Genomic DNA, 23,016 nt, shown 5'->3' on the forward strand with positions numbered 1-23,016 from the left:
TATGTTTACAATTTATGCTAAAAACATTAGTATGTTAAAATCCATTTGATAATTTTGTGTGATGTATTATGCCGGGAAATTTTACGAAGTGTTCAAAAAGGATTTGTGTGATTGGGTCTGGAACAACAAAAAGCTCCTGCGTAAGATCACACCGCACAACCTTAAATACCTGTTTGAGTTTCATGCTAACCGTGGCCTGTCCATTGACCTCCGGCGTTTTGAACCCGAGTATTACCTGGAAGTATTTTATCCGCCTGAAATTAAGAAGGCGTCCATAGATGAGTTTGTCAGAAAGGCATGCGTAGTTATTGCTCAAAATTTACAGCGGGACGGACGCACGGATCTAACTTTAACCATTACCGTAAGGCACATGGTTTCCGAGCAGAGCCACTGGAAAACCTTCCTTATCGATGAAAATTTTAACGGTAAACTCTTGTGGCCGCTGACAAAAAATAGGAAGATTGGTATTACCACTTCAACGATATATCTTAGCCTTATGACCCTTAATGATTTTAACGCGCTGAATAAGGATGAAAGTGCCGCTGCAGCGATTCATGGGAAATTTGTTGACATACGTTATGAGGACAATTTTAAAGTAGCGTTATACAGTCATCCTGAATTCTATGTTGAAGTGTTTTATGAAGGAAAAAACAACCAGATAGTGCGCTGCCGGGCCTTTACCTCGGCAACGCAACTGGCCGCTTATATTCATTTAACCTAAAATAATGAATTAACCGGGATGCTAAACTTTATGCCCCATAAACGCGCATCTTTCACATTGATGTTTCTGTAATCGATATAATTAAAAAACGGTTCGATATTGATGTTGCTTTTGCCGGTCTTATCTTTTAAACCCAGGATAAAGCCGACAGAAGGTGAAGATATATAGCCGGTATTCTGCCCTGTGATATTAGAGATCGCGAACTTATTGCTGTAACTGGCATCCAGGCCAAGGCCGATCTTTTTCAAACTATAAAGGATAATGAACTGACCTCCAAGATCCGGCAGGATTTTGGTTCTGATCTCATCGTTATCTAATTGATAGACCGTTTTTTTACTGTTTTCTAAATAAGCCTGATCTGAGAGTTTACTTAAGCCGTAGTAAGTCGCAGGAGTGTAAATGCCTGAAAAGGTATTCTTCATGCCAAGCTGCGCATTCAAATTCCAATAAAAACTCCATTTTGAGGCAAAACCCCAGAAATTGTTGATCGACAAACTTACTGAAGGTGTATAGGTGGCCTTTGATAAAGGCGCGTCGATGGTGGCAGGAAGGGCTTTTACGATATAATCTGCATTATCGAAAGACAGCGCATTAGCGGTGACTTTCAACCACCAAAAGGACTTTTTTTTCCATTCAGATTTGACCATTGCTTGCTCGTAAAATGCAATGCTATCTAAGTAAGCTCCTTTCAAACCGTCCTCATCAGCATATTCGGAATGGTTAATAGCGTAGCGGCGATTATTGACCTCATAGCGTTTTTTGAGCTCATTATACTTGAAAGCCGCATCAAACCCATTAGTAAATTGTTGCGTCAAGTCACTGTACAACTGAACATAGGGCGCTTTGTGGTTTTCTTCAGTTTCGGCGTCGGCAACTTCATAACCGTAACGAACGCCAAAAACACCTGTCCAGGAAAAGGCGACCGTAACTTTCCGCCATTCTTTCAGATCCAGGATCGATTTGTTATTTAGCGTAGCGCCCACATCGAAAGATAGAATATTTTTAAAATTTCGCTTTTGCAATACGGAGCTACTCGGCACCCAGGCGTATGGGCTAAAAGTGAGTTTATAGGTGTTTGGGTCAATACTTAAAGCTGCATATTGTCCTACAGTAGCGGAATTATCTGTACCGGTGAGCTTCGCAAAGTCACCTTTGATCAAAGTGCGGAAAGTGTATTTGGACACGAGGTTATATTTTTTACCGTCTTTTTGCTGCTCGACCAAACTACCCAGGTTTTCCGTATTGATGCCCCGCAATATGGTATTAACGCGGCCTGATGTTAAAGACGTTTTCTGATAATCGTAATAGTAATCATCTTTAGTTTGTGCAAAGGCGATTTGTATGCTAAATATAACCAGGATGGTCAATAGATATTTATACATAATGAAAAGGTTTTTATGTTTAAGGTTCTTGTTCGGCGTTCGTTTCAATGACGCAGGCGTGCAGTGTGCGTCCCGCAGGCGGGATATCGCCAGATCGCAAATTCTCCGGTTTAATCAGGTCAATGGAACGGCAACCTTTTTTATGGTAAACTTGTGATGAGCTTGATGAAGTCCAGTAAAATGAAGCGGGTACAACGGTCGGCATGGTCAGTGTAACATTTGCGGCTGCGTTATTTAAATTTACCCAAACCGGTGCAGTCCAGGCGCGATCCTTTTTTTGCCCGGAATTTTGAGTAATCCTGATATAATAAAATGAAGGTTCAGCAGCAGCGAACAGGCCGGTTAATGGCACATCACCACCGTTGACGTTGTTTTTTGTCAGGAGTATGCCGTCTTCGACCTTCCAATCGATAGCCATAGTGCTCAGTTCTGGTTTTATGGCACCACCGACAATTTGCAGATCATAAGTAGCATTGGGTTCATCAGTGTCGCTGATCGACACCTTAATTTTAAGCTCGCTTTCAGCCGTTGCGTTGATGGCAGAACCCATAGTAGCGTCGTTCACCTGAAGGACTACTTTGAGATTTTTATCTTCTGTCGCAAATGTGCGGTTGTTACGGAAAGCATTGAGAATATCTTTTTCAGACAGCGATTCGCTTAGTACACCGGTCCGGGCATCGGTAATGCTGCCCCAGGTCCTGTAATGGTTATCCTGTCCCGCTGTAGGTGAAATACGCAAACCTTGTTTCAAATAAAAGAAATATTCCTCTTCCAACGGCTTATAGTCCCTGTAAACCTTTGATAGAGCCGGTCCGGTCAGCACTTCGATCAGGTGGGTGTACTGGGATTGTGTTTTTACCCAGTTGTCGAAGTCCGGCCCGAGATCGCCGGCATCTATGCCATAATCATTGTACATATTTTTTTTTACCGAGTTATCATCGCCCTTGTAAAATAGATCCTTGTGCACGTCGGGGTGATTTAACTGCACTACAGCATTTAATCCGTTGCTATCATATTGGCGGAGCAGGTCAAAAAAACCTTTGAAATTTCCATTAGGCACAGTAATTACTTCCGGCAATCCGAAAACATTTACATGATTACCACTGGTGATGGTTGAAAATTCCTGACCATAAAGCGCCAGGAAAGTTTGTGTAGTAGCCGCAGCGGCAGCTTTTATCAGGGGCTTTACACTAATGGTCTCTGTTTGCTGCTGACCGTTTTCTGTCCATCTGCGGGTAACCGTAACATTGTTTTGGCCGTTGTAAAGCCTGGGATCAGTGGCAATAAGTACACCATCCTTACGTTCGTCGCCGCTATCTTCAGCCTTTGCATGGTTGTGCTCGGTTATAGCGAAAAAGTCGAGGCCATTGGCTTTTGCCATCGCGTAGGCTTCTTCCGGCGTTCCGGAGCCATCAGACAACATGGTGTGTGCATGTAATAAACCGTAATAAACTTTCAGATTAGCTTGCGGACGCGCAGTTAAAACGCATAATGTCAGGCAGCATAGGAGTAGTAACTTTTTCATGACAGGTCGGTTAATGCATTAAAGATAAGGATTATAACAAATAAATCAAATCAATTTATCGTATAATTAAAGCGCAATAAATGTTACCTCCCGAAACGTTGAAAATGACCGTTGGGCAAGCGAAATCCTAATAACAAACACTTTTTTTGACCGCTAATCCGGGGTGCATTTAAGCTTTTATAATTTATATCTGTTTTTTCTGCGGAGATCAGATTTTATCTTTTTATAAAGATCTCTGATGTGTTCCATTTCAGCGGCTAAACCACTGTTCGCCTGGTGGGGGTCATAATTTAACTTGCCTGGAGAATTGCTTTCAATGCCTTTAATGTGAGTTTTGAAATCAATGATTTTCAACCCTATCGCATGGAGTAACTTGGTGCAGTCTTTGTCAGTTTCGTCATCCAACAGCGTCGCATTTTCATAAACGAACTTCAGGGCTTGTAAATAAGCGGCATGGGCTTCTGTATGATGCTGCTCAAGTACTTGGGTATCAACAGTATTTAACCGCATGGTAAGCCCGGTAAAAAAGGCATTAACAGCAAGTTGCACCTCATAAAAGAGTTTCAGATAAACTTCCTTACGCCAGTTTATTATAAGCAAATAAAATATAAAAAGGGATAACAGAACTACCAGAAACCCAAAAGCGGTAATATACCAGGGCGAATTACAAAAACAATCACCCTGACTACCAAAAAAGTAATAAAGGATCAGTACAGGGATATTTCCGTTCAGTAAACTCACGCCGGAAAGAAATAACATAGAGGCAATAACCAGCGCGATCGGCTTCTGGTATTTAAAGCTTCCCCATTTGGTTGTCAAGGTGTAAGCCATGTAACTGATGATATTTAAGTCGGCAAAACTAAACAGTAAATTCTTATTAACCCTGCTTAAATCAAAAGTAATATCATGTTTATGTTCCGGTGCTGTTCCCATGAAATAGTTCATGATTTTGTACCAAAGGGCAGGTAAAAACAACAATAAAAGTCCCCAACACTCGCTGCCGGGGACTTTCAACCTAAACCTTATCACAATTAACCGGCAAGGATGCCGGTTATTAAGATTCGGCCAATCTAATATTAAACTTTCATTTTAGCGCCTTTGCGCTGCTTTTTTTCAGGCGCATCCTCCGTACTCTGCGCTTGTTTTTGATCTTTTTTGTTTTCATTCTTGAACTCCGGCTTCTTGTAATGTTCCAATTGCTGGGCTTCGCCTTTATAGTTAGTTAAATTTACCCGGTGTTCAGCCGGATTAGCCTCTATATACAGTTTTACTTCCTTTCCGTCTTTTAGTGCAGTCACCTGGTGCCGGTTGCCTTTCTCCAATGACTTCATTAGCTTTTCACGGGCACCTTCGTCGTTGATACCCACGATATCCATTTTATCAATGGCCCTTTCTGGTTTATAATTCCAACCCTCCGTAAACGGCCGCAGTTTGAAATTTCCGTTATCTGTCTTATTCTCTTTATCAATAACGATCCAGGCATTGTACTTCTCCCCCTCTGAATTCTCCAGTTGCTTATGCACGGCGCGACCTTCCATTAAGTTATAGGCCTCTTTAGCGGTAATGGCCCCTCCTTTATTAATGTAAAAGGTCTGCTGCATTTCTTTGTCCCGTAGGGAAGCATCGTATTTATTGAAAAAATACATTTCGTTGTTGTCACCCGCTTTGTAATGCAGGGTATAATCAACATTTTGTTTGTTGTACTCCTGACTGGTAGGAATAGTAAACTCCTTTTTTCCGGATTTAATATTCTTTTCCAATTCATCATTTGATTTTTCACCAAACCCCAGGTTTAGCAATTGCTTTTGCAGGTAATTTAAATTTTCTGTGTTCATCTGATTTTGATTTATGTTTAAAAAATACGTTTGCATGGTTTGGCGCGTCATCGGCCAGTATAAAGTCAGGTCAGGCTCGTTACGCGAAAACTCGGTTCGCAGAACCTCTAATGCTTCAGTTTTATTGATGTCTTTATCCAGCATCATATCAGCAGCCCTGCCGTCAAAGTCGTAAAGCATAGCCTGATATTGTTCCAATTCGTACGCGCCGGATTCCATATTACGGTGAAATTCGAACCACCCTGTAAAACGAAAGTCATTGATGGTTTCTTTGTACCCGGCGGAAATGACAGCGTACTCCGCCGTAAATATGCTTTCGCGCAGCGCATCCACCAAAGTGGGATCATTGAATCCAAGATCGGCGAGTTGTGTTTTGAGTTCGAAAAAATTGGTAGCTGAGGACATGTCGTAATGGTCGAGATAATCCGTTTCCCTTGGATCAATAGGCAATTCATCATCCATGATCATTTATTTATTGACCTTTAGTAACACAGGAAATTCGTTGCTCAGCTTTACTTTAATTTTCCTGATCTTTTTGCTGAATAAACCCTTGGCGGCATTCACGCCACCCGCCGCTGCCTGAGCACCAAAACTTTGATCCATGCTCATGATTTGCATACTTTGAATGGCTTCATCAGCGCCTCCGCTTGCGGCTCCGGAAAGTTCTGCTTCGGGTGCCGGTATTCCGGGCATGCCGTCCAAACTGAAGACGGTGAGGTTGACCGGAATAATTTGCTTGTCCAAACGGATATTTTGAATGGTCAAAAGAAGCCGTTGATTGGTAATCTGGCACGAACCAAAAATTTCCTGGCCCTTGGGTAACAACTGATTTTTGATCGTCGCCGTGTCAGTAAGTTTAAGTTTGACGGATGCACCGTCGGCTACCTTTTGTTTTCCATCAATAACTGCCGGAATGGCCCGGAACGGTCGGCTGGTATCCGTAGTAGTTTTCTTCGGCTGCACGGATGCGGGATTTTGAATAGCCTGTATTTTATCCAGCATTTTATTTAATTGTTGCATTTCGGGATCGGGCCTGTTATTATTACCATCCATATTGCGCATCATTTTTTTAAGCTGCTTTACTTGCTGCGGTTCTGGTTCTTCGTCGCTTACCGCCGTTGGTGAGCGTACATCCTCAGGTTGACTCAACTGCTTGTTTAACTGGGCAAGTTTCGCTTGGATTTTTTGCGCCTGGTCGTCGGAAGTGGTAATTGAATCCGTCTTTTTAGGCGATGCCTTATCAAGGCCCATGGACTGTAAAAAGGCAGGGCTAACGCCGTTTTGTGTGGAATCATGCTGTGCTGCCTGGTAAATGGCCATTTTATCCGTTTTGGCTTTGTCCTTGAATTGTGCCTCCGGCAGATTGGTATCGAGGCCTTTGTTGGCGACTGCAGGCTGGCTGCTGGCTTTGCCGCCACCCAAAGCCCAAAATGCCATCGTTAAAAATGGAATGATCAATAGTGGTAGTACCATTAAAAAATTTTGTTGCTTTTCCATATCAGTGTTTTTTAAAAGTTAATGAATCTGAGAATTGCGGGCCGGATGGCTTGCCGATGTGCTGCGGCATCCGGCCGGTATACATTTGCACATCAAATCTTATATAGCGTATACTCAGCCATAGCAGCAGGAGGAATAAGAGGCAAAACGCGAAATAATAACACACCTGCCTGCCCCCATGAAGGTTATTAAACCAACGGCTGAACCGGTCGATTACATTTTTTATCATGGCTGGCTATTTATGGTAGTATCTCGATTAACAAGGGTCTCCCAATGCTCAATCAGGAAACCATGCGGATTATTATCGGAACGGCTGACGTTACGCAGGTAACCCTGAGTGACCAGGAGTTTGTAGATAGTGGAGGTCGCCCTGATCAGTTTTTCAGTCGCGAAGCATTTGAACGCGAACGGGTAGCTATCCATGTTTAATTGAATGCTGTCAACCTGTACGGTCTGACTAATATTCCCCGAAATAAGATTGTTGTAATAGCTTTTTTCCTTCAGGCCATTATACTGATTACGGGCGCTTTCATCAGCCAGGTACAATGCTTTGCTGATATTGTCATCGATAACTTTTTCATCCGGATCAAGCGTGAAAAAGTAATGATGGAACATACTGATGTGATCTTTTGCTTCAACCGGGATATTGTCTTTCCGGTCAGCTGCGATGGCCTCCAGTGCTTTACCGTTGGCCAATACATAAATATGCGCTGAGGCCTTCTGATAAGCGGCAAATGCAAAGTAAATTGCCGCGACAGAGATGATGGCGCTGGTCATGATGACCAAGGCGACAATGCGTTTGTTCTGCTGAAATGCAGTTTCGATATTTTTTAGGTGTGTAAACATGATTATTGCTTTTTAGGGTTGCCATTTAATTTTTCAGACTGGACATTACTGGAGCCTGCGGAGCGATAACCTTCAGCAACATGGCCCGGCGCATTGACAATATTCTGAGCCCCCTGTGCCATGCGCCCTCCTAATGCTGATCCGGCAGCATAAGAAGATGACTGAACGGTGCTTAGAGTGATTGCTGTGAGATTCGTAACTTTGTTTAGTAAGCCATTACCACCACCGGGATTGATAATATAGCCTGCTACAGCGGGAACGGTGAAGTATCCTACGATACCAATCAGTAAAAAGATGAGGTAAGCGGTATCTGTGGAACTGAAGAATGTGTCACCTGCGCTTTGTACCTGCTGAATATCCAGCCTTAACATATTCTCCTGCACTTTCCCGATGATACTGCCAAAGATATTAGCCACGGGTAGCCATAGGAATACATTCAGATATTTGGCCAGCCAGGTCGTAAGTGTATGCTGGAATCCATCGAAAACGGAAAGGCCGAATACGATTGGCCCGAGTATTGCCAGTACCACGAGGTAAAACGTACGAATGGTATTGATACAAAGCGCGGCAGCTTCATACACGACCTGTAGTACTTCGGACATCCACTGCTTTACGCTATTACGGAATTTGAAGCTGGCTTTATCCATGGCAAATTTAACATCATTGCCAAGGCTTGATAGATATTTATCGTTTTGTCCGTCCTGATCTTTTGGATGAGTGTATTTGTACCATTTGTCGCGGTCACCCTCGCCGTCGTCTCCAATGTACATTTGCCATGTATCTGTCTTTTCAATTGCGACCTGCTTTTGCGCCAATAATTTGGTGATGGCCTGATCTGAACTTTTAACCATGTTACCCGTAGCGGTCACCACAGGATTCATTACACCATTAATTACTGCGATCACGGTTGGAAATAAAAGTATGGCCAGGCCAATACCGAAAGGACGCATCAGCGGATAAAAGTCAACCGCTTCGGCGTTCGCTAAATGCCGGTAGACACGGGCCGCTATATACCAAAGGGCACCGAAACCGGCAATGCCCCGGGCCACACCGATCAGTTGGCTGCACATAGGGAGCATTTCGGAGTAGACATTATCCAGTACACTTTGCAGGCCGTGAATGTCATTTGCGAGGCCGTCAGCCCTGGAAAATAAGGGAATGAAAATCCCCGTCAGCGCCAGTGTGGCGCTTAATATTAGCTTCTTTTTCATAATATTAGATGTAGTTTTTCGCACAACCATTTTTTTAAAATGGCGCCTGAGAGTTTTACTTAGCAATGCCGTAAAGCCGTTTGAGGGCCTGCATATCGTTTAAGTCTTTACTACGCTGCAAGCTCAACATTACCGCTTGCCGGTTGAAAAAACGCAGGAATTGTAGCTGGTCTGAACTGTTCGTATAAATACGGTCAATGGCCCGTAACCTGTCATCATCTGACATCCGCAATTGCCCGGCGGATGTCACACTGGCCAGGTCGTCGATATTGGCATTGCTCTGCCTCACCAGTTGATTATACACATTATCAAAATAGTTTAGTTCTTTCAGGCTAAATGAACCGCTTTGACGGAACATACCGGCACTGCGTTTATATTCATTGATGATATCATTTTGCTGGCTTACGATCTCTGAGACCCTGGGATTGTTCCGTACCGCCGGATTTACCCCCATCAAACCGGTCAGGTAGACATTATGCAGGTCGAAATTGCCTTTTGATAAATTAGATATTGTACCATAACCTTGCTGATAGATCTGGTAACCTTTTTTCATATCGGATAGGATTGCTTTAAACTGGGTGAGCTTTTCGATGTTCAGCAACAATTGCTGCAATTCGTCACTCTGCGCATTGACTCTTATGGCCATGCCTAAAAACAGGATCAACATGACCCCGCCAATTTTGAACGTTTTAACGGTTTTCATACAAATGATTTAAAGTGTTTATGTCCCGGTTTTCTTGTTTTTTGCTGCGTATGAATAATTGCAATTGCGAACGAAAAGTTGCTGCGAAACGGTAATTATCCTGCATTGCAAGATGTAGCCGCCCGATTTGACGCATGCGCTCCTCGTCACTCATTTTAATTTTTTGATCTGTCATAATCGTTTGAAGATCATTTAACCGGGCATCGCAATCACTTAAAAGAGCCTCACATACCTTACTGACATAAAGCGCTTCGTTACCGGTGAGTCCGTTCATGTTTTTCAGGTCGCGGGTTTGTATTAATATATCCTGCTGCCAGCGAATGATGTCATTTACCTGAGGATTGTTCTTTACCACAATGTTCACTTTACTAAGGTGCGTGTAATAACTACGATGTAAATCATACTCATTCCCTACGGCATCGCCGATAGTACCCAATCCGCCTTTGGCGATGCGGTAACCCTTTTGAAGATAGCCGCTGTAGATCTGCAAAGCCGCGATCTGCTGATACAGGTATTTCTTTTGCGTGTTCTTTTGTTTGAACCATTCAGCGAATGTTTGCGCGCGGACAATTGTGCCGAACAACAAAAAAAAGCAGGTTAATTTAATGCAGTCCATAATAGTTTTTGATGGTTTGTACCTCATTAAGGTCCTTGCTGCGATGCAGGCTCAGGATCATATTCTGGTTATTATATTGCTTCAGGTCGCCATAGTTCTCTTCCAGCCGGTCGCCGGCCTGGTTAATAGCTTCCAGTCTTTGCTGATCAGTCATTTGTGTCCTGCCGGGATTAACGACCATCATGATCTGATCCAGGTTTTTGGCGCTTGCATCCAGGATACCAAGATATACGCGCTGCATTTCATTGATCTCTTCGGGATGAAAATGTCTATCGGACTGGAAAAGGTTCCAGGTGCGTTGATACTCACTGACCATAGCTACTTGTTTAAAAGTCAGCTCTTTTATCCGTTGGTAATAAGCAATCGTCGATTTTACCTTCCATAATTCCTGGTAATATTCGTCATATAACGACCGCTGCTTCTCCGACCAGTTCGATATTTCGTTTAATCGGAATCTGGAGAGTTCGTTCTCCAGCGTTTTCTGCGCGTTTTGCAGCCAGATAGTGTTATTCTGCATGCGCTGAACCTTCAGGTCGATGGCTTTGATTACTTTTTTTACTACCAGTTTGACGGCTTCTACCACTGGGATTTGTGCTTGTGATCTGCTACTATAGCAAGTCAATATCACGATGCTAATGAGAATTAATTTTTTCATTAATTTATCTGCTTATAAACTGTGTTACCAATACTTATCTGCTGATCTCCCACTTCTATGATTGGGCCGTAAGGCGCGTTAAATACCCACCTATCAATTCCCCATTCTTTAGGTTTCACTTGACCATTTCTAATCTTTCGGAAACCTGTGCGTTTTGTTACAATGTTATCTTTGATAATGATTGTATCATCAGCCATCGTAAATTCATTTTTCCAACTTGCAACGTAAATTCCGTTATGGCTTTTGTTATGGCAGCTAACCAATGATATGACAGCCATCGACATGGTGCATCCAATCAGTAATTTTTTCATGCGGCGTTATTTTTAGTTTGTTGTTCTTCCTGTACGATTACCGCTATTGCTTTGCGGATGTCGCCATATTTCTTTTTGTAAGCTTTGACCTTGGCTTTCTCAGCTGATTCCGTGGTGTAAGTCCAGTATTCTTCACGGCTTACTTCTGTGCGGTATACCCTCGAAAGCTGGCCGTTCAGGCTGATAAAGACCTCCTTGTATTTGTACCGCTCATCATTCGTCCGGTTCATGCTCATGATAAGCGCGGTTTCCTTATCCGTGATACCCAACAAAGCCTGAATCTTCGGAAAGTCATTTTGATATTTGCGCTGGTCAAGCAGGATCTTGCAATCACTGTTGTTGATGATCGCTTGTTTCACCACGGGAGAACTGATGATATCTTCAATATCCTGAGTAACCACCAACGCTTCCCCGAAATACTTCCTGACCGTTTTAAAAAGATACTTGATATATTCAGCCATTCCTTCTCTTGCGATTGCTTTCCAGGCTTCCTCTATCAGGATCATTTTGCGCGTTTCCTTCGTTAACTTCCGCATTTTACTGACAAAGGTTTCCATGATAATGAGCGTCACAACCGGGAAAAGTATAGGGTGGTCTTTGATATTATCCAGTTCAAAAACAATAAAGCGGCGGTGCAGCAGGTCAAGGTTTTCTGTCGCATTTAACAGGTAATCATATTCACCACCTTTGTAATATGGCCTTAACACAAAGAGCAGGTTGTCAATGTCGAAATGCTGATCCTTCACCTTGCTTTGCTTCATCGTTTCATAAAAGTCACCTTTCAGGAATTCATAAAAGGTATCAAAGCAGGCAAATCCTGTTAATTGTTCGTAGTAATTATACAGGGCATCGGATATGGCAATGTATTCGGAGCGTTGTACACCTTCATCCTCTTTTTTCCAGAGTGCAAGGATCATCGCTTTAATACTTTCGCGTTTCTCGGTGTCCAGCGTATCGCCTTCACCTATATAGAATGGGTTAAAACTGATCGGGCTGTCTTCTGAGTAGGTGAAATAGTAACCATCTACAAACTCACACAAGCCTTCGTAGCTGTGGCCGACGTCGACCAGCACGATATGCGCATCCTGTTCATAATAGCTGCGCAACAGGTGGTTAGTAAAGAAAGACTTACCACTCCCGGAAGGGCCCAAAATGAATTTATTACGATTGGTCGTAATGCCGCTTTTCATCGGCTCATCACTCAGGTCAACGTGTAAGGGCTTACCTGATAAGCGGTCACCCAAACGGATGCCGCAAGGTGATAAACTACTGCGGTAATTCGTTTCCAGGTTAAAGAAACAGGCGGCTTGTTCCACAAATGTGTCGAAGGTATCGTTCATCGGGAAGTTGCCGCTGTTGCCGGGCAAGCCGGCCCACCAGATCTGCGGAGCGCCATCCGTTTCCTGTTTGGGCTGCGCGTCTAACTGGGCCAGCGCCGAGCTGACTTTATTTTTGATATCCTTAAGCTGCTGTTTGTCATCTGTCCAGCCAAGGATATTGAAATGTGCCTTAACCGGAAGCCGTTGCTGGCTGATCGCTTCGTGCAGGAACTCCTGTGTGGCATCACGGCCAATTGCGTTTTCGCGTGAGTATGCCGATAGCGATTGCAGGCGCAGCTTTTTGGCTTCCAGTTTTTTTAGGGTTTTGGCACTGTCTTCAATAAATATATACTGGTTGTAAATATGATTGCAGTTAAGCAAGGCACCGATGGGGCTGGCAAAACCCGTACTGAACTTAGTTTTGTCCGTACTGTACTGGTCATAAGTGATCCTCGGCCCGCATAACGCCGGTAAATTTTCAGGCTCCGCCAGCGTGTACAACTGGCAGCGGTTATCACCGATCCGCAACTCATCCTTTAAATGAATATCTTTTAATGCAGGTTCATCATCCGGGCTGAGCAAAAAGCAATACTGTTCAAGGATTCCGGGCGTTACGAGCGTACCGGCAAGTTCCTCATCGGGTAACCGGCGCAACTTCACCAATCCGCTATCTTCCATGACCCGTTTGAACTGGCCTGCACTATCCAGGAAATCGCGGAATAACTCGGCATCTGTTGTTAATGCCGGTACCAGGTGCCTGCGCATCAGGCTGCTGGCAGCACTGATCACGGGCCGGAAGTTTTCGGGCCTTTTGGTGAGGATCACATAGCAACGGTGCGCAAGGTAAGGCCGCTCGTTAAAGAAACGTTCGCTGGCATGGCTGAGAAACGTCCTGTCGCCGAAACCGGCTTGATAAGCAGATTCAACAAACCAGTCCTGCTTGTGGAAGATGCTGTTTTTTGGAAGCAGTTTGATGGCCTTAACCCAAGTCTGATGAAAAGCCAGATATTCATCGTTGGATAACGTAAAAAGCTCAGGCAATTGAATTTCAAATGCGATACTCACTTCGCCCTGCATCGACAGCAGGCTGTCGTGTTCGACCTTGTAGATCGGGAATATTTGCTCAGCGTTTTTCATAAAATAATCTCCTTGATCTGAATTTTAAATATTCGGGCAGGTATTTCCGGGCGTTCCTTTTCATCAGCCCATGTTCGCCATATCGATGGCTCAGGCTGAATATTTTGTAAAACAGCCCACTGCCCAATCCGGCAATGATTACAATGCACAGGTAAACAGTCAGGCCGATCAGGTACATCACTGCAAACAGGACGAGCAGGGCGACCAGCCCGCCACCTAAATAGCCGATGTATTGGGCTTTCAACCCCTTAAACTCTATAGGGCGATTGATCCCTTTATTGATCTGATAACTCATACGCCAAAGAATGATTTGAGCACAGTGGCCACGACCACCAAAAAGATGCAACTGCCAAACCAACTGGAAGCAACCTTCCCTGTGTCGTGCTCTCCGTCATTCCATTTTTTGTACACCTTGATCGCACCTACCAGGCCGACGATTGCCCCAATAGCATACATCAGGTTTGTGCCTGTAGAGAAATAACTTTTTACCTGGTTGGTCGCTTCATTGATACCGGCGTTACCATCCTGCGCGAATGCGCTGAAACTGGTGACCATCAGGATGATGATCGAATAAATGTTTTTTAATTTCGCTTTCATGATATTTGGTATTAAAAGGTTAATGGCCATTCGGTTTCTTTCAAACGGAACGGTAAGCGGCTATCCGCGAATTCGCGCAACGGTTGGATTACAGCGGGGAGGCTGATCTCATCGCGGAAAACTTCATATTTATCAAGCAGTAGTTTTAAAAAAGAAAGGAATTCATTTTTGTTATCGTTGTCGCCATACGCGTCAACTAAGGCCTTGGCTTCTGCCAGCAGGTCATCACCGGGGCCCAAAGGCAGGGTCTGATCACTGATGCCATCAGATTCGGCACCGGAAAATATCAGTTCTTCTGACGGGTATAAGCCGGTATCTGTGTCGGGTTTTGCCTCACCCATGACTACCGTGAACTTATTGGCGACGGCAGGCACAGTACTTTTGTCGCGGGGTTTGATCTTTAGCCAGGCGGCAACTTCATTGCGGTAGTAGCGCAACCCGATATAACTATACCAGGCGGCACTGAGGAGGATAATGGCAGTCAGGTATTGCTGCCAGGAAATCGTATTTAACATAGCCTTTATTTTTAACCCGGCGGCACCATACCGCCGGGCAAAACAAAAGTGAGGAGATGCTAAAACATTACGTCACAACTTGGGACGTTGTGGCGAACGATTTGCTGAAGCAAAAACTAAAGTAGACATATAAAGATTAAAAACACGTACGAGGTAATAGAGCTAAAGGCTTAGTTTATTATGCGCAATATGGAATAAGGAGGGTTCGGCTGTAAAAAAATCAAAAGAAATCCACAGTGAACTTACCTTTTTATTGCACTAGACTGCGTCGATGTCCTTATTTACTTACCTACAGCATGAGGGATTTTGATGTCGTTGGGTTTTGTTTCGATTGAGTCAGAAGCATGACTTTTTCTTAGCTCTAACTTCATTGCCTGAATTTCTTTCATTGAATTTATTTGTTCTTCATATACACGGTCTAGTTTGGCTGATATGGTCGCGTTCGGATTTTGTATGTGTTGTGCTAAATAGTTACGGCCGTCACGATAAAATTTCATGCCGAAGAATAAACTTATGACAAGTAAGACAGAAAGCAACGGATAAACAAATTTATAATACCAAACCGCTTTCAGAGCGATCATTTCGATGGCCGAATATGACTTTTTGTTTTGATTCTCCTTAAGTCCGCTATTTGCATCAAGGTTGTTTCTTAGTTTATCCTGAATGTCATTTTGTATAAGCGACATGATAATCGCAATCGCTACCGATGCACTCAGAGAATATACTGCTAAATCCAAATCCACATAATGATCACTTCCTGTGTAAATCGTTACTGCCATTCCGGAAGTTAGACCCAACATAAAGTTCAACAGGGTCAGATTGAAAAGCTGATAGGATTTTTTGTAAAGGTATAGTAAGGTTTCTTCCATTATGATATGTTTTTTAAAAGTTCTCTGTATTTATTTAAAAATCGAACGCGGATTTCCTCATCTTGCATTGGATCCTCTTCCATTTCCATAATTTCTTTTTTTTGCCCTTCGTCGAAATTGAATCTATAGACTCGATCCGTAAAAAATTTGACATCATCGGTTTTGATTAGTTGCATCATCGGTTCGGACCGAACCAAACTAAGCAATATCGTCTGAACCTCCTCCAGTTTGTTGAGTTTTATCAAAGCATCAATTTTCGAAGTCACATCACTATTGACGTAACCTCCATCCAGAAGATCATGATCACTATAGCCTTTACTGGCCCAACTGTAGGGTTCGGATACCGATCCTCTTGTTGTTAAAATATCTGACCGATTGTCTGGCGTTCTGCTCAAGAACAGAATAGGACATCTGATATTATCCGCCCTAAAATCACTAGCCAATTGAATTCCTGTAGGGGCACCATCATAACCTACAAGCTTATAGTCGATAATCAAGAGATCGAAGTTTTCATCCTTGATTAAAGTCCGCAAAACACTCTTTGATTTTTTATTTTCCATCTTGCCATAACGTTCATTCAAGGCGATTCTTACCTGATCCATCAACGCTTCAAATTCCTTTCGGTCTGTTTCTTCGTCGCCGATTTCTAGTGGATAAATTTCAAATTCGCCTTCATAATGTTCTTGAAGCTCTTTTCTTATGGACTTAAATTGGAGGTATTGATTCTCAATTAGTAGTACTTTCTTCATTTTTCCATGGATAAAGTGTGAGTTTAACATTAAACCACTTCAGCTTTTGTTGAATGGGACTGAGATAGAAACCAATTTCTCCAAGATCAAAAATATGAAGTAAGTTTTTAATTAAATAAATTCCGGAAGCTTCGTTTTCGCGTTTCGAATTACTGGAAGAATTAAGGTTTTTCATTTCCTGAGCACTTACTTCTGGACCTGTATTTCTAAAAGTGATGATGACGTTCTTGCCTTCTTTATACACATTTAATTGAACTTTATTTGACTCCCCGGATGGATACAATAGCCATCTATTTTTTTTTGCGTTGACAGCCAGTTCAAAAAAAATCATGTCCAATAAAGGCAATGAAAAGTCTATTTGGGGGTCGAGTGGTGAGTCAGTTATAACCTCCCTTCCATTAATCGAATCATAAAAATTAAATTTTACCGCGGCACGGTTTTCAATCTCGTCCAACCAGTGGATGTGATTAACCAGCTTTTCAATATTTTTTAGTGAATCGATGTTTACAGGTATCGGGGAAAAGTACTTTTTAAAAAGCAGCTTATAAATACTCTTCATAGTCGGATCGCGCTCTATATCAAGAATAAAATGTTGAATTAGATGTATCGTAGAAACAATTCGCTTATAGGGCAAGTATCCCTCGTATGCAGGGAATTCGGTTGTAGCAAGCCGCATGAGCATATCGCGTCCATGCCCTGTTAATAGAGCGACCCGCCGAAAGTTATCGGCATCGATCCAATCTCGGAACTCATTATTCTCATGATGGTTTTTTATGAATGTAGCTAACGACTCTCTCAAGAGCAGTAGATATCGTTGATTATAATTACTTTCGGGCTGCGACTCTTTTTTATTGTTAAAGAAACCGATTACACCTAATGGCTTATCTTTTGCTTCAAAAAATCGGCTGCCTTCCTTGACCGATTCGATGCCAAGACCATTAATTCTGACCATCATCAGTCGATTGAAATTTCCCGTCAATATATCTTTGGCAAGATTAACCGGTGTGTTTACGTTAGTCACTCGAAAGGTATCAATCCATCGTTCGCCCTGCCGTTTCAAGTCGGTGATCGTGATCATTGAAACGCCGTTATTTTCAACATCACCATCCAGAAAATTTTTTATATATGCAGAATGATCTGCCTTCCAAATTTCTGTATTTAACCGGCCCTTTTCTCCATCGTTATAAGCGATGAAATACTCATCATCCTTGTCTTTTTTGTATTTTACGATAAAAAAAGAACCACACTTTTCGTCGGTTTCGAACAAAATACGCTGTAAGCGCAACATAATAGTCGCCGTTTTAGAAATTAGTGATTCCTGCAAACCTGATTGCTCCTCTGATAAGTATTGGAGCAGCCACAGATAGTTCCTCAAAGGCTCGCTAACTTGCGGCTCTCCCCCTGCAGCTTCTTTTAGGAAAAATTTTAATGTTTGAAATCGATAATGCTCTCTAACCAGTTCATCCCCTAAGGCCTGATAAATTTGAGCAGTGTCATACTTATACGCACCGATATTTTGTACAGTATGCGGTTTAAAAAATTCGGCAAACCGTTTGAAAAGAATGCCATTTTCCTCTCTAAGGATGCGTAACAATTGTTTAAACAGTGGTGGATTATTGTTATTAGGCTTTTCGAAGAACAGCAGAGTTTCTTCTAAACGAATACTTCTCGCCTCATTTTGATGTATGAGTTCCTTAATTTGACCAGTCAAAAACCAAATAAAACTGTTTAAATTTTTTAATGAGCGTAGTGATGCATGATACTGGGATAGAAAATTATCTATCTCAAATTGCATCCTATTTTTCTGCGGTAAATCATTAATTTCAGTCGAAATTCGTTGAAGAGTTTCTTTTTCATTTGTAATTAATTTTGGTATGTATTGGTCACCGAGGATAGCTTTCAGTAACTCAAAGAAGTCATTTGAAATTATATAATTTTGGTGCAAAAGACCTGCCCGACGTATTAAGAATTTAAGGGTACGAAACTTTTCATTTGTAAATGGAATGTTTTTCGTTGTATAAGCTCTCACTTCTTCGCGCATAAAATCCATTACCCACCTAAAAGTTCTTTCTCTTACAGGCTTGTACTGTGTGAAAGGATATTGTGTCAGAACTTTGAGTAAGGTATCTGAACAGTAACAGGAAACATAACGACTATCAGTTACCTCCATATTTCGCTTAAACAGATCGGATCCAAGAATCGGGCTGTTGGTGTTTTCTCTTAGAGCTTGCTTCCATTCTACAAATGACAATTGCTCTTCAAATTTTAACGCATTGTCCGATTTTTTAAACCACTCATAAATCCGATGAATTGCATCAATTCGTCTAATATATCGGTTAGAATCCTCGTGATAGTACAAATCAAAATAAGTGTCTTTAAACCCATCTAACGTCTTGGGACTTCTTTGCGGATCAATGAGGCCTTTTCTTAACTTGTCTATCGAAATAGGAGTAATTTTGGAAGCTTGCTCAAGAAAATGAAATTTTACTTTGTCTAAAAATGAATTGGCGGCAATCTCTTCATATCTTTCTTGTTCTTGGCAAATCGGACAGTCATGTGGAGTCAAACTCAGTGCTGGAAGGTGTAAACTACCAAAAGAGAAAAATACTTTGGCAGAGCCGAACAACTTACGTTTAAGGTTTTCATGCACATGAAAGTCTGAACGGTCTAAAAGTACTATGCAGGCGTCAAATCCTTTGTTACGTTCCCGGTTAAGTTTAAGAAAGTAATTAGTGCGTAGAAACGTATTCCCGCTCATAATCACATCGTCAACAAAAATAATGGTGTTGCCGGGGCGCTTTATTTCTTGTTCATAAAACAGTTGGAAATTTTGAATGTGATCACTTTGAGCATCATAGTGAATAACGGTTGCTATGTTTGAAAATAAGATCTCATTCACCAAATTCAAGAAACCCGTATTAGAATAGTGCCCGGGGGCAATTAATATAACGTGGTCACCTCTATTAATACATTTTTTCAACGATTTGCTGTCACGCAGTTTCTTAAGCCAGTCACGGATTACTCCATAATTGTCCTGAAAGAATTTATTTACCTCAACATAGAAGAGATAGTGCGTGTTATTGTCAACATAGTGGCCATATTTTAGACTATCACGAGTAAGCTTGAAAGGGTTGTTATTAATAATCTCTACGTCTTTGGATACAGGGGTGGAAAATATCAGTGATGGTGTAGACATTGTTTTGTCGGTGTAAAACAGCGGCAATTCTACTTTCCTTTCATTTTTTGGCCGGCAAATATTACAATTTTCAACCGGTTCCCAGTTAGTTTGCAGAGGAAGCCAAAATCGTTGTTCAACACGCCGGTTCTGATTACTAAACGCGTCTACTTGAACTAATCGATTCGTAAAGTCTTGATGTCTGATTCCAAACCGGTACTCTATGTCCTCGTTCTCAATGGTAGCTTTTTTTGAATTGTGAGCGTATATGACGTTCAAATGCAACTTAAAAAGTTGGATCGCGGGATATTTAGCTTTAATCTCCGTTTGCATTTTGATAGATGTTGAAAAAGTACTGGCAATAGGTGTGATTAATACGCCATAACCATGCACGATCTCATTTTTTAAAAAGCTAACATGTTCCGTATCATTGATAATTTCGTAATTGATCTCTAATTTATCTACCGATTGTTTGAAGCCGGTTTTCCGTTCATAGGTGCGGATTAAAAACTGCTCTACTAAACTTAAGACCAAGCCAGAGTATTGACCATATCCAAAAATTGTTATTCCATGTGTTTTAAGGTCGGACCAGGTTATGCTTTCCGTCACCATTGCGTTTAAAATTTCCTGTGTTAAAAGAAAAGCGATAGGACTGGCAAAAAAACTATTTTGGAAAAAACGCTTAGCGTAATAAAAACTATCCACATGTAATTTAGAACCGATTCTGAAATGTGAATCAGCTATTTTGTAACCTGGAATGGACAAAAAGTAAGCAACTAAAGGGTCTTCATATATCCAAGCTGGCTTTTCAAGCGTCGCTATCCTGTTTTGTAGCAGAGAAAGTGCATTTTGTTCATAGATAGAATAAGGAGGGCCTGCTTTAATAATAAGGTCTATTGGCAAAAGTAAACCCGGGTGATGAAACAGTCCGAAACCATCGAGCGCTGCAATTTTACGTGCGCTAAGTTCATATGCGATTACCTCTTCAGCTTGATCATCACCCGACTCACTGTTATCAACCGCTGCTAATTGCTGTAAAACACTAGTTGAATTAAAGTTGGATTTTGATATCAACTTATTTAACGCAAGATAGTCGATTTCTGATTCCCCCCATATAACGTCGATATAATAAAAGCGTTGATTACTCTTTACATGTTCGACATAATTATATACGACAATCAGAGACTTTTCATTCCAAAAAGGTAACTGCTGCGTGCGTCCATGCATCCTAATAGTTTCAACCAATCGCAAATGGGTCTCCGTAGCTATACCTGTTAATATAAGTGGTATGCCAGTGAACGTTAATTCCCAGTTGCCAAGGAACCGGTATAATCGATCGTAGTCAACGTTGATATTGTCCAAGTGCAGGCAGAATGCGATTTTAGCTTTAATGTCTGACCGGACGATGTTGCGAAGCGGAAAAATATCCCAGTAATCCACTTTTACATCATCCGTGTCCGGCTTTTGGAATCTAACCTCATAAATCTGATGATCATCTAGGTTCTCAAGTTTGAACTGCAGTACTGGAATTAATATAAAATCAGATAAATGTTCAATGCCTAAGGCATATTCAGCCGACACCTCAGGAATCCCTGTTTCTTCATGAAATTGGGGACGATAAGTGTACTCATGATTGATTGGAAGTACAAAGTGATAATTTGTACCATAGTCTATCATAGCTGTCTTATCCCGAAACTGTTGCTGGTAAATTGTTTCGCTTGCCCTTAGCATCGTATCACTGTCAGTTTCCCAATTACTTGCTCTTAGAAGACCGTGATTATTGTCTACTAATTTGGCCAGTGTAAGAAGTCCGAGGTGGGCTGTAGCACGCTTTGCTTGCTGAAATAGTCTTAATGGCTGATTAGGATTTAATAGATCTCCAAAAGTGATCTTGTTTGTCTCCAGGCTTTCGATATCCTTGGCAAGTTCTTCAGATGGGTGATTTTGATGGCTTTGCTTTGATTGCTCGGTCAGCGTCTTTAATACCCCTTCCAAGCCGCCGTCTGCAACATTAACGTCAAAAAACGATGAGTGTTCTTTCTTCAGGCATTGTTGATATGTTCGGAAGACGCTGATCAACTCCGGATTAAGCTTTTCATAACTATCTAATTTATAAGTGCGGGCTGTAATTATACCTTCGTGATAGGTCGAATGTTCCACCACGTTTTTTGCGAGTTCCTGTATTCCAAATATTAATTCTTTAACAAAGCTCCATAATGATTTAATGGTGGTTTCAAATTCTAACTTCGTATCGCCGTTTAGTTTATTTGGCAGCAGTTTAGATGCCATTAACGTTGAGAAAATGTAATGAAATATTGGCGGTTTAAGTTGTAATTCATTAAAGATTGGCCGAATACTTCTGAAGTAATTGATGGCAGTTTGGCCTTTCAGGCTTCCCGCTTGTAACTGATCTGCGAAGGATGACGTGTTATTTAGATAAAAGTTAAGGATTCTTGCATTACTGAGGGCTTGAACGAAAGCGAGTCGCGTAAGTACCCGAAATGCTTTTACTTTATTTTTTTGAATATATATATCCTTGTTATAAAGTCTTTTCTTTAACGCCGCGGAAACGGAGCTATAAAGTTCACTGTTCTTTGGATAATAAACATAATCTATTTCTAACTCCAAAGCTTCCGTTCGCTCTGTGAAATACAGTTCATAGCTAATATTGTTGACACGAAGAATGGGTATAAAACTCCCCGAAATAACAAACCAGGATGATTTACGATCCGAATGTATGGAGATGTCATCGACTGAGCCATCTTCATTTTCATAATTAAAAACGTAACCATAAGTTACAGTGAACGGATTGTTATTGCCCTGTAAAAAGGCGTAGGCCATATACTGTCTGATAATCCATCCTACCTCGTCTGAAAATAGTTTACGGGTATCGTTCTCGTATCGACCTTTCAGTGCGTCAAGTTCCGCGATTTTATCTAACTCGTCGGCGTCCGGGCGACTAAAAGGTTTTAAGTTTTTCGTTAGTCGAAGTTCAATTTTGAAATTGATAATTCTCCGTTCCCTAGCGTATTGATGGAAAAGCAGAAAATACCCGATGACAAGTATGTCGACCTCTTCTATGGTATTGCTTGCTTCGATTACAAGGATCGGATCCTCATTAGTTAACTTGCTAAGTTCCGCCACGCATTTGTTAATGCATTTTTGGGATAAATAGGAGTCTGCTATATTAACATATGGCATTATTCGTGATCTAGGTTTAGTGTGTGATTGATAAAAATGATAAAATTTAACCAAAGAAACAATAGTAACGTACGCTTGTTAAGTCATTTAAGGGCAAAAAAAATAAAACATTATTCTTTTGTTGTTAAATAAAAAAGTTTTTCTATATTTTT

20 protein-coding genes are annotated in these 23,016 nt (G+C 41.7%); 1 reads left to right on the plus strand and 19 read right to left on the minus strand.

All coding sequences use genetic code 11. The annotated features are described in order from the left end of the window. Window positions 1-61 precede the first annotated feature (61 nt). A complete protein-coding gene (locus IDJ77_RS03910) occupies window positions 62-721 on the plus strand; it encodes a hypothetical protein (protein WP_191187621.1) in 660 nt (219 codons plus the stop codon). On the opposite strand, the gene IDJ77_RS03915 is transcribed toward IDJ77_RS03910, so the two are convergent. From IDJ77_RS03915 to IDJ77_RS04005, 19 genes are all read right to left on the minus strand, one after another. Beyond that, on the minus strand, window positions 718-2,103 hold the full coding sequence (locus IDJ77_RS03915; protein WP_191187622.1) for a hypothetical protein: 1,386 nt from the start codon (window positions 2,101-2,103) through the stop codon (window positions 718-720). The two genes, IDJ77_RS03910 and IDJ77_RS03915, sit on opposite strands and share 4 nt — an antisense overlap. Window positions 2,104-2,122: 19 nt before the next feature. Continuing rightward, a complete protein-coding gene (locus tag IDJ77_RS03920) occupies window positions 2,123-3,628 on the minus strand; it encodes a CehA/McbA family metallohydrolase (protein ID WP_191187623.1) in 1,506 nt (501 codons plus the stop codon). A 177-nt stretch (window positions 3,629-3,805) separates the two neighbouring features. After that, complete coding sequence (locus IDJ77_RS03925; protein ID WP_191187624.1) at window positions 3,806-4,573, minus strand: hypothetical protein; 768 nt, start codon at window positions 4,571-4,573, stop codon at window positions 3,806-3,808. 131 nt (window positions 4,574-4,704) lie between these two features. Next, window positions 4,705-5,931, minus strand: coding sequence for a hypothetical protein (locus IDJ77_RS03930; RefSeq protein WP_191187625.1), 1,227 nt, complete (start codon window positions 5,929-5,931; stop codon window positions 4,705-4,707). Beyond that, window positions 5,932-6,960 carry a conjugative transposon protein TraM gene (locus tag IDJ77_RS03935; protein ID WP_191187626.1) on the minus strand — a complete coding sequence of 343 codons (1,029 nt, stop codon included), beginning with the start codon at window positions 6,958-6,960 and terminating at the stop codon, window positions 5,932-5,934. A gap of 1 nt (window position 6,961) precedes the next feature. Then, window positions 6,962-7,189, minus strand: coding sequence for a hypothetical protein (locus tag IDJ77_RS03940; protein ID WP_191187627.1), 228 nt, complete (start codon window positions 7,187-7,189; stop codon window positions 6,962-6,964). After that, complete coding sequence (gene traK, locus IDJ77_RS03945; RefSeq protein ID WP_191187628.1) at window positions 7,186-7,806, minus strand: conjugative transposon protein TraK; 621 nt, start codon at window positions 7,804-7,806, stop codon at window positions 7,186-7,188. Before traK ends, IDJ77_RS03940 begins: the two co-directional genes overlap by 4 nt. Window positions 7,807-7,808: 2 nt before the next feature. Continuing rightward, complete coding sequence (traJ, locus tag IDJ77_RS03950) at window positions 7,809-9,017, minus strand: conjugative transposon protein TraJ (protein WP_191187629.1); 1,209 nt, start codon at window positions 9,015-9,017, stop codon at window positions 7,809-7,811. 55 nt (window positions 9,018-9,072) lie between these two features. Further along, window positions 9,073-9,720 carry a TerB family tellurite resistance protein gene (locus IDJ77_RS03955; RefSeq protein WP_191187630.1) on the minus strand — a complete coding sequence of 216 codons (648 nt, stop codon included), beginning with the start codon at window positions 9,718-9,720 and terminating at the stop codon, window positions 9,073-9,075. Beyond that, on the minus strand, window positions 9,707-10,336 hold the full coding sequence (locus IDJ77_RS03960; protein WP_191187631.1) for a hypothetical protein: 630 nt from the start codon (window positions 10,334-10,336) through the stop codon (window positions 9,707-9,709). Before IDJ77_RS03960 ends, IDJ77_RS03955 begins: the two co-directional genes overlap by 14 nt. Continuing rightward, the gene (locus IDJ77_RS03965) at window positions 10,323-10,991 is read right to left on the minus strand and encodes a conjugal transfer protein TraI (RefSeq protein ID WP_191187632.1); all 669 of its coding nucleotides are present in this window, start codon (window positions 10,989-10,991) and stop codon (window positions 10,323-10,325) included. The genes IDJ77_RS03960 and IDJ77_RS03965 overlap by 14 nt, the downstream gene beginning before the upstream one ends. Next, complete coding sequence (locus IDJ77_RS03970; RefSeq protein ID WP_191187633.1) at window positions 10,991-11,302, minus strand: hypothetical protein; 312 nt, start codon at window positions 11,300-11,302, stop codon at window positions 10,991-10,993. The genes IDJ77_RS03965 and IDJ77_RS03970 overlap by 1 nt, the downstream gene beginning before the upstream one ends. Beyond that, window positions 11,299-13,758 carry a TraG family conjugative transposon ATPase gene (locus tag IDJ77_RS03975; protein ID WP_191187634.1) on the minus strand — a complete coding sequence of 820 codons (2,460 nt, stop codon included), beginning with the start codon at window positions 13,756-13,758 and terminating at the stop codon, window positions 11,299-11,301. Before IDJ77_RS03975 ends, IDJ77_RS03970 begins: the two co-directional genes overlap by 4 nt. After that, a complete protein-coding gene (locus IDJ77_RS03980) occupies window positions 13,745-14,053 on the minus strand; it encodes a DUF4133 domain-containing protein (RefSeq protein WP_191187635.1) in 309 nt (102 codons plus the stop codon). Before IDJ77_RS03980 ends, IDJ77_RS03975 begins: the two co-directional genes overlap by 14 nt. Then, a complete protein-coding gene (locus IDJ77_RS03985) occupies window positions 14,050-14,355 on the minus strand; it encodes a DUF4134 domain-containing protein (protein ID WP_191187636.1) in 306 nt (101 codons plus the stop codon). Before IDJ77_RS03985 ends, IDJ77_RS03980 begins: the two co-directional genes overlap by 4 nt. A gap of 11 nt (window positions 14,356-14,366) precedes the next feature. Next, window positions 14,367-14,870, minus strand: coding sequence for a hypothetical protein (locus IDJ77_RS03990; RefSeq protein ID WP_191187637.1), 504 nt, complete (start codon window positions 14,868-14,870; stop codon window positions 14,367-14,369). Window positions 14,871-15,151: 281 nt separating this feature from the next. Next, entirely contained in the window at window positions 15,152-15,739 is a 588-nt protein-coding gene (locus IDJ77_RS03995; protein ID WP_191187638.1) for a hypothetical protein, read from the minus strand. After that, window positions 15,739-16,488, minus strand: coding sequence for a response regulator (locus IDJ77_RS04000; protein WP_191187639.1), 750 nt, complete (start codon window positions 16,486-16,488; stop codon window positions 15,739-15,741). The genes IDJ77_RS03995 and IDJ77_RS04000 overlap by 1 nt, the downstream gene beginning before the upstream one ends. Beyond that, on the minus strand, window positions 16,466-22,807 hold the full coding sequence (locus IDJ77_RS04005) for a hypothetical protein (RefSeq protein ID WP_191187640.1): 6,342 nt from the start codon (window positions 22,805-22,807) through the stop codon (window positions 16,466-16,468). The genes IDJ77_RS04000 and IDJ77_RS04005 overlap by 23 nt, the downstream gene beginning before the upstream one ends. Window positions 22,808-23,016 lie beyond the last annotated feature (209 nt).

This window comes from Mucilaginibacter pankratovii, assembly GCF_014773265.1.
Lineage (GTDB): Bacteria > Bacteroidota > Bacteroidia > Sphingobacteriales > Sphingobacteriaceae > Mucilaginibacter > Mucilaginibacter pankratovii.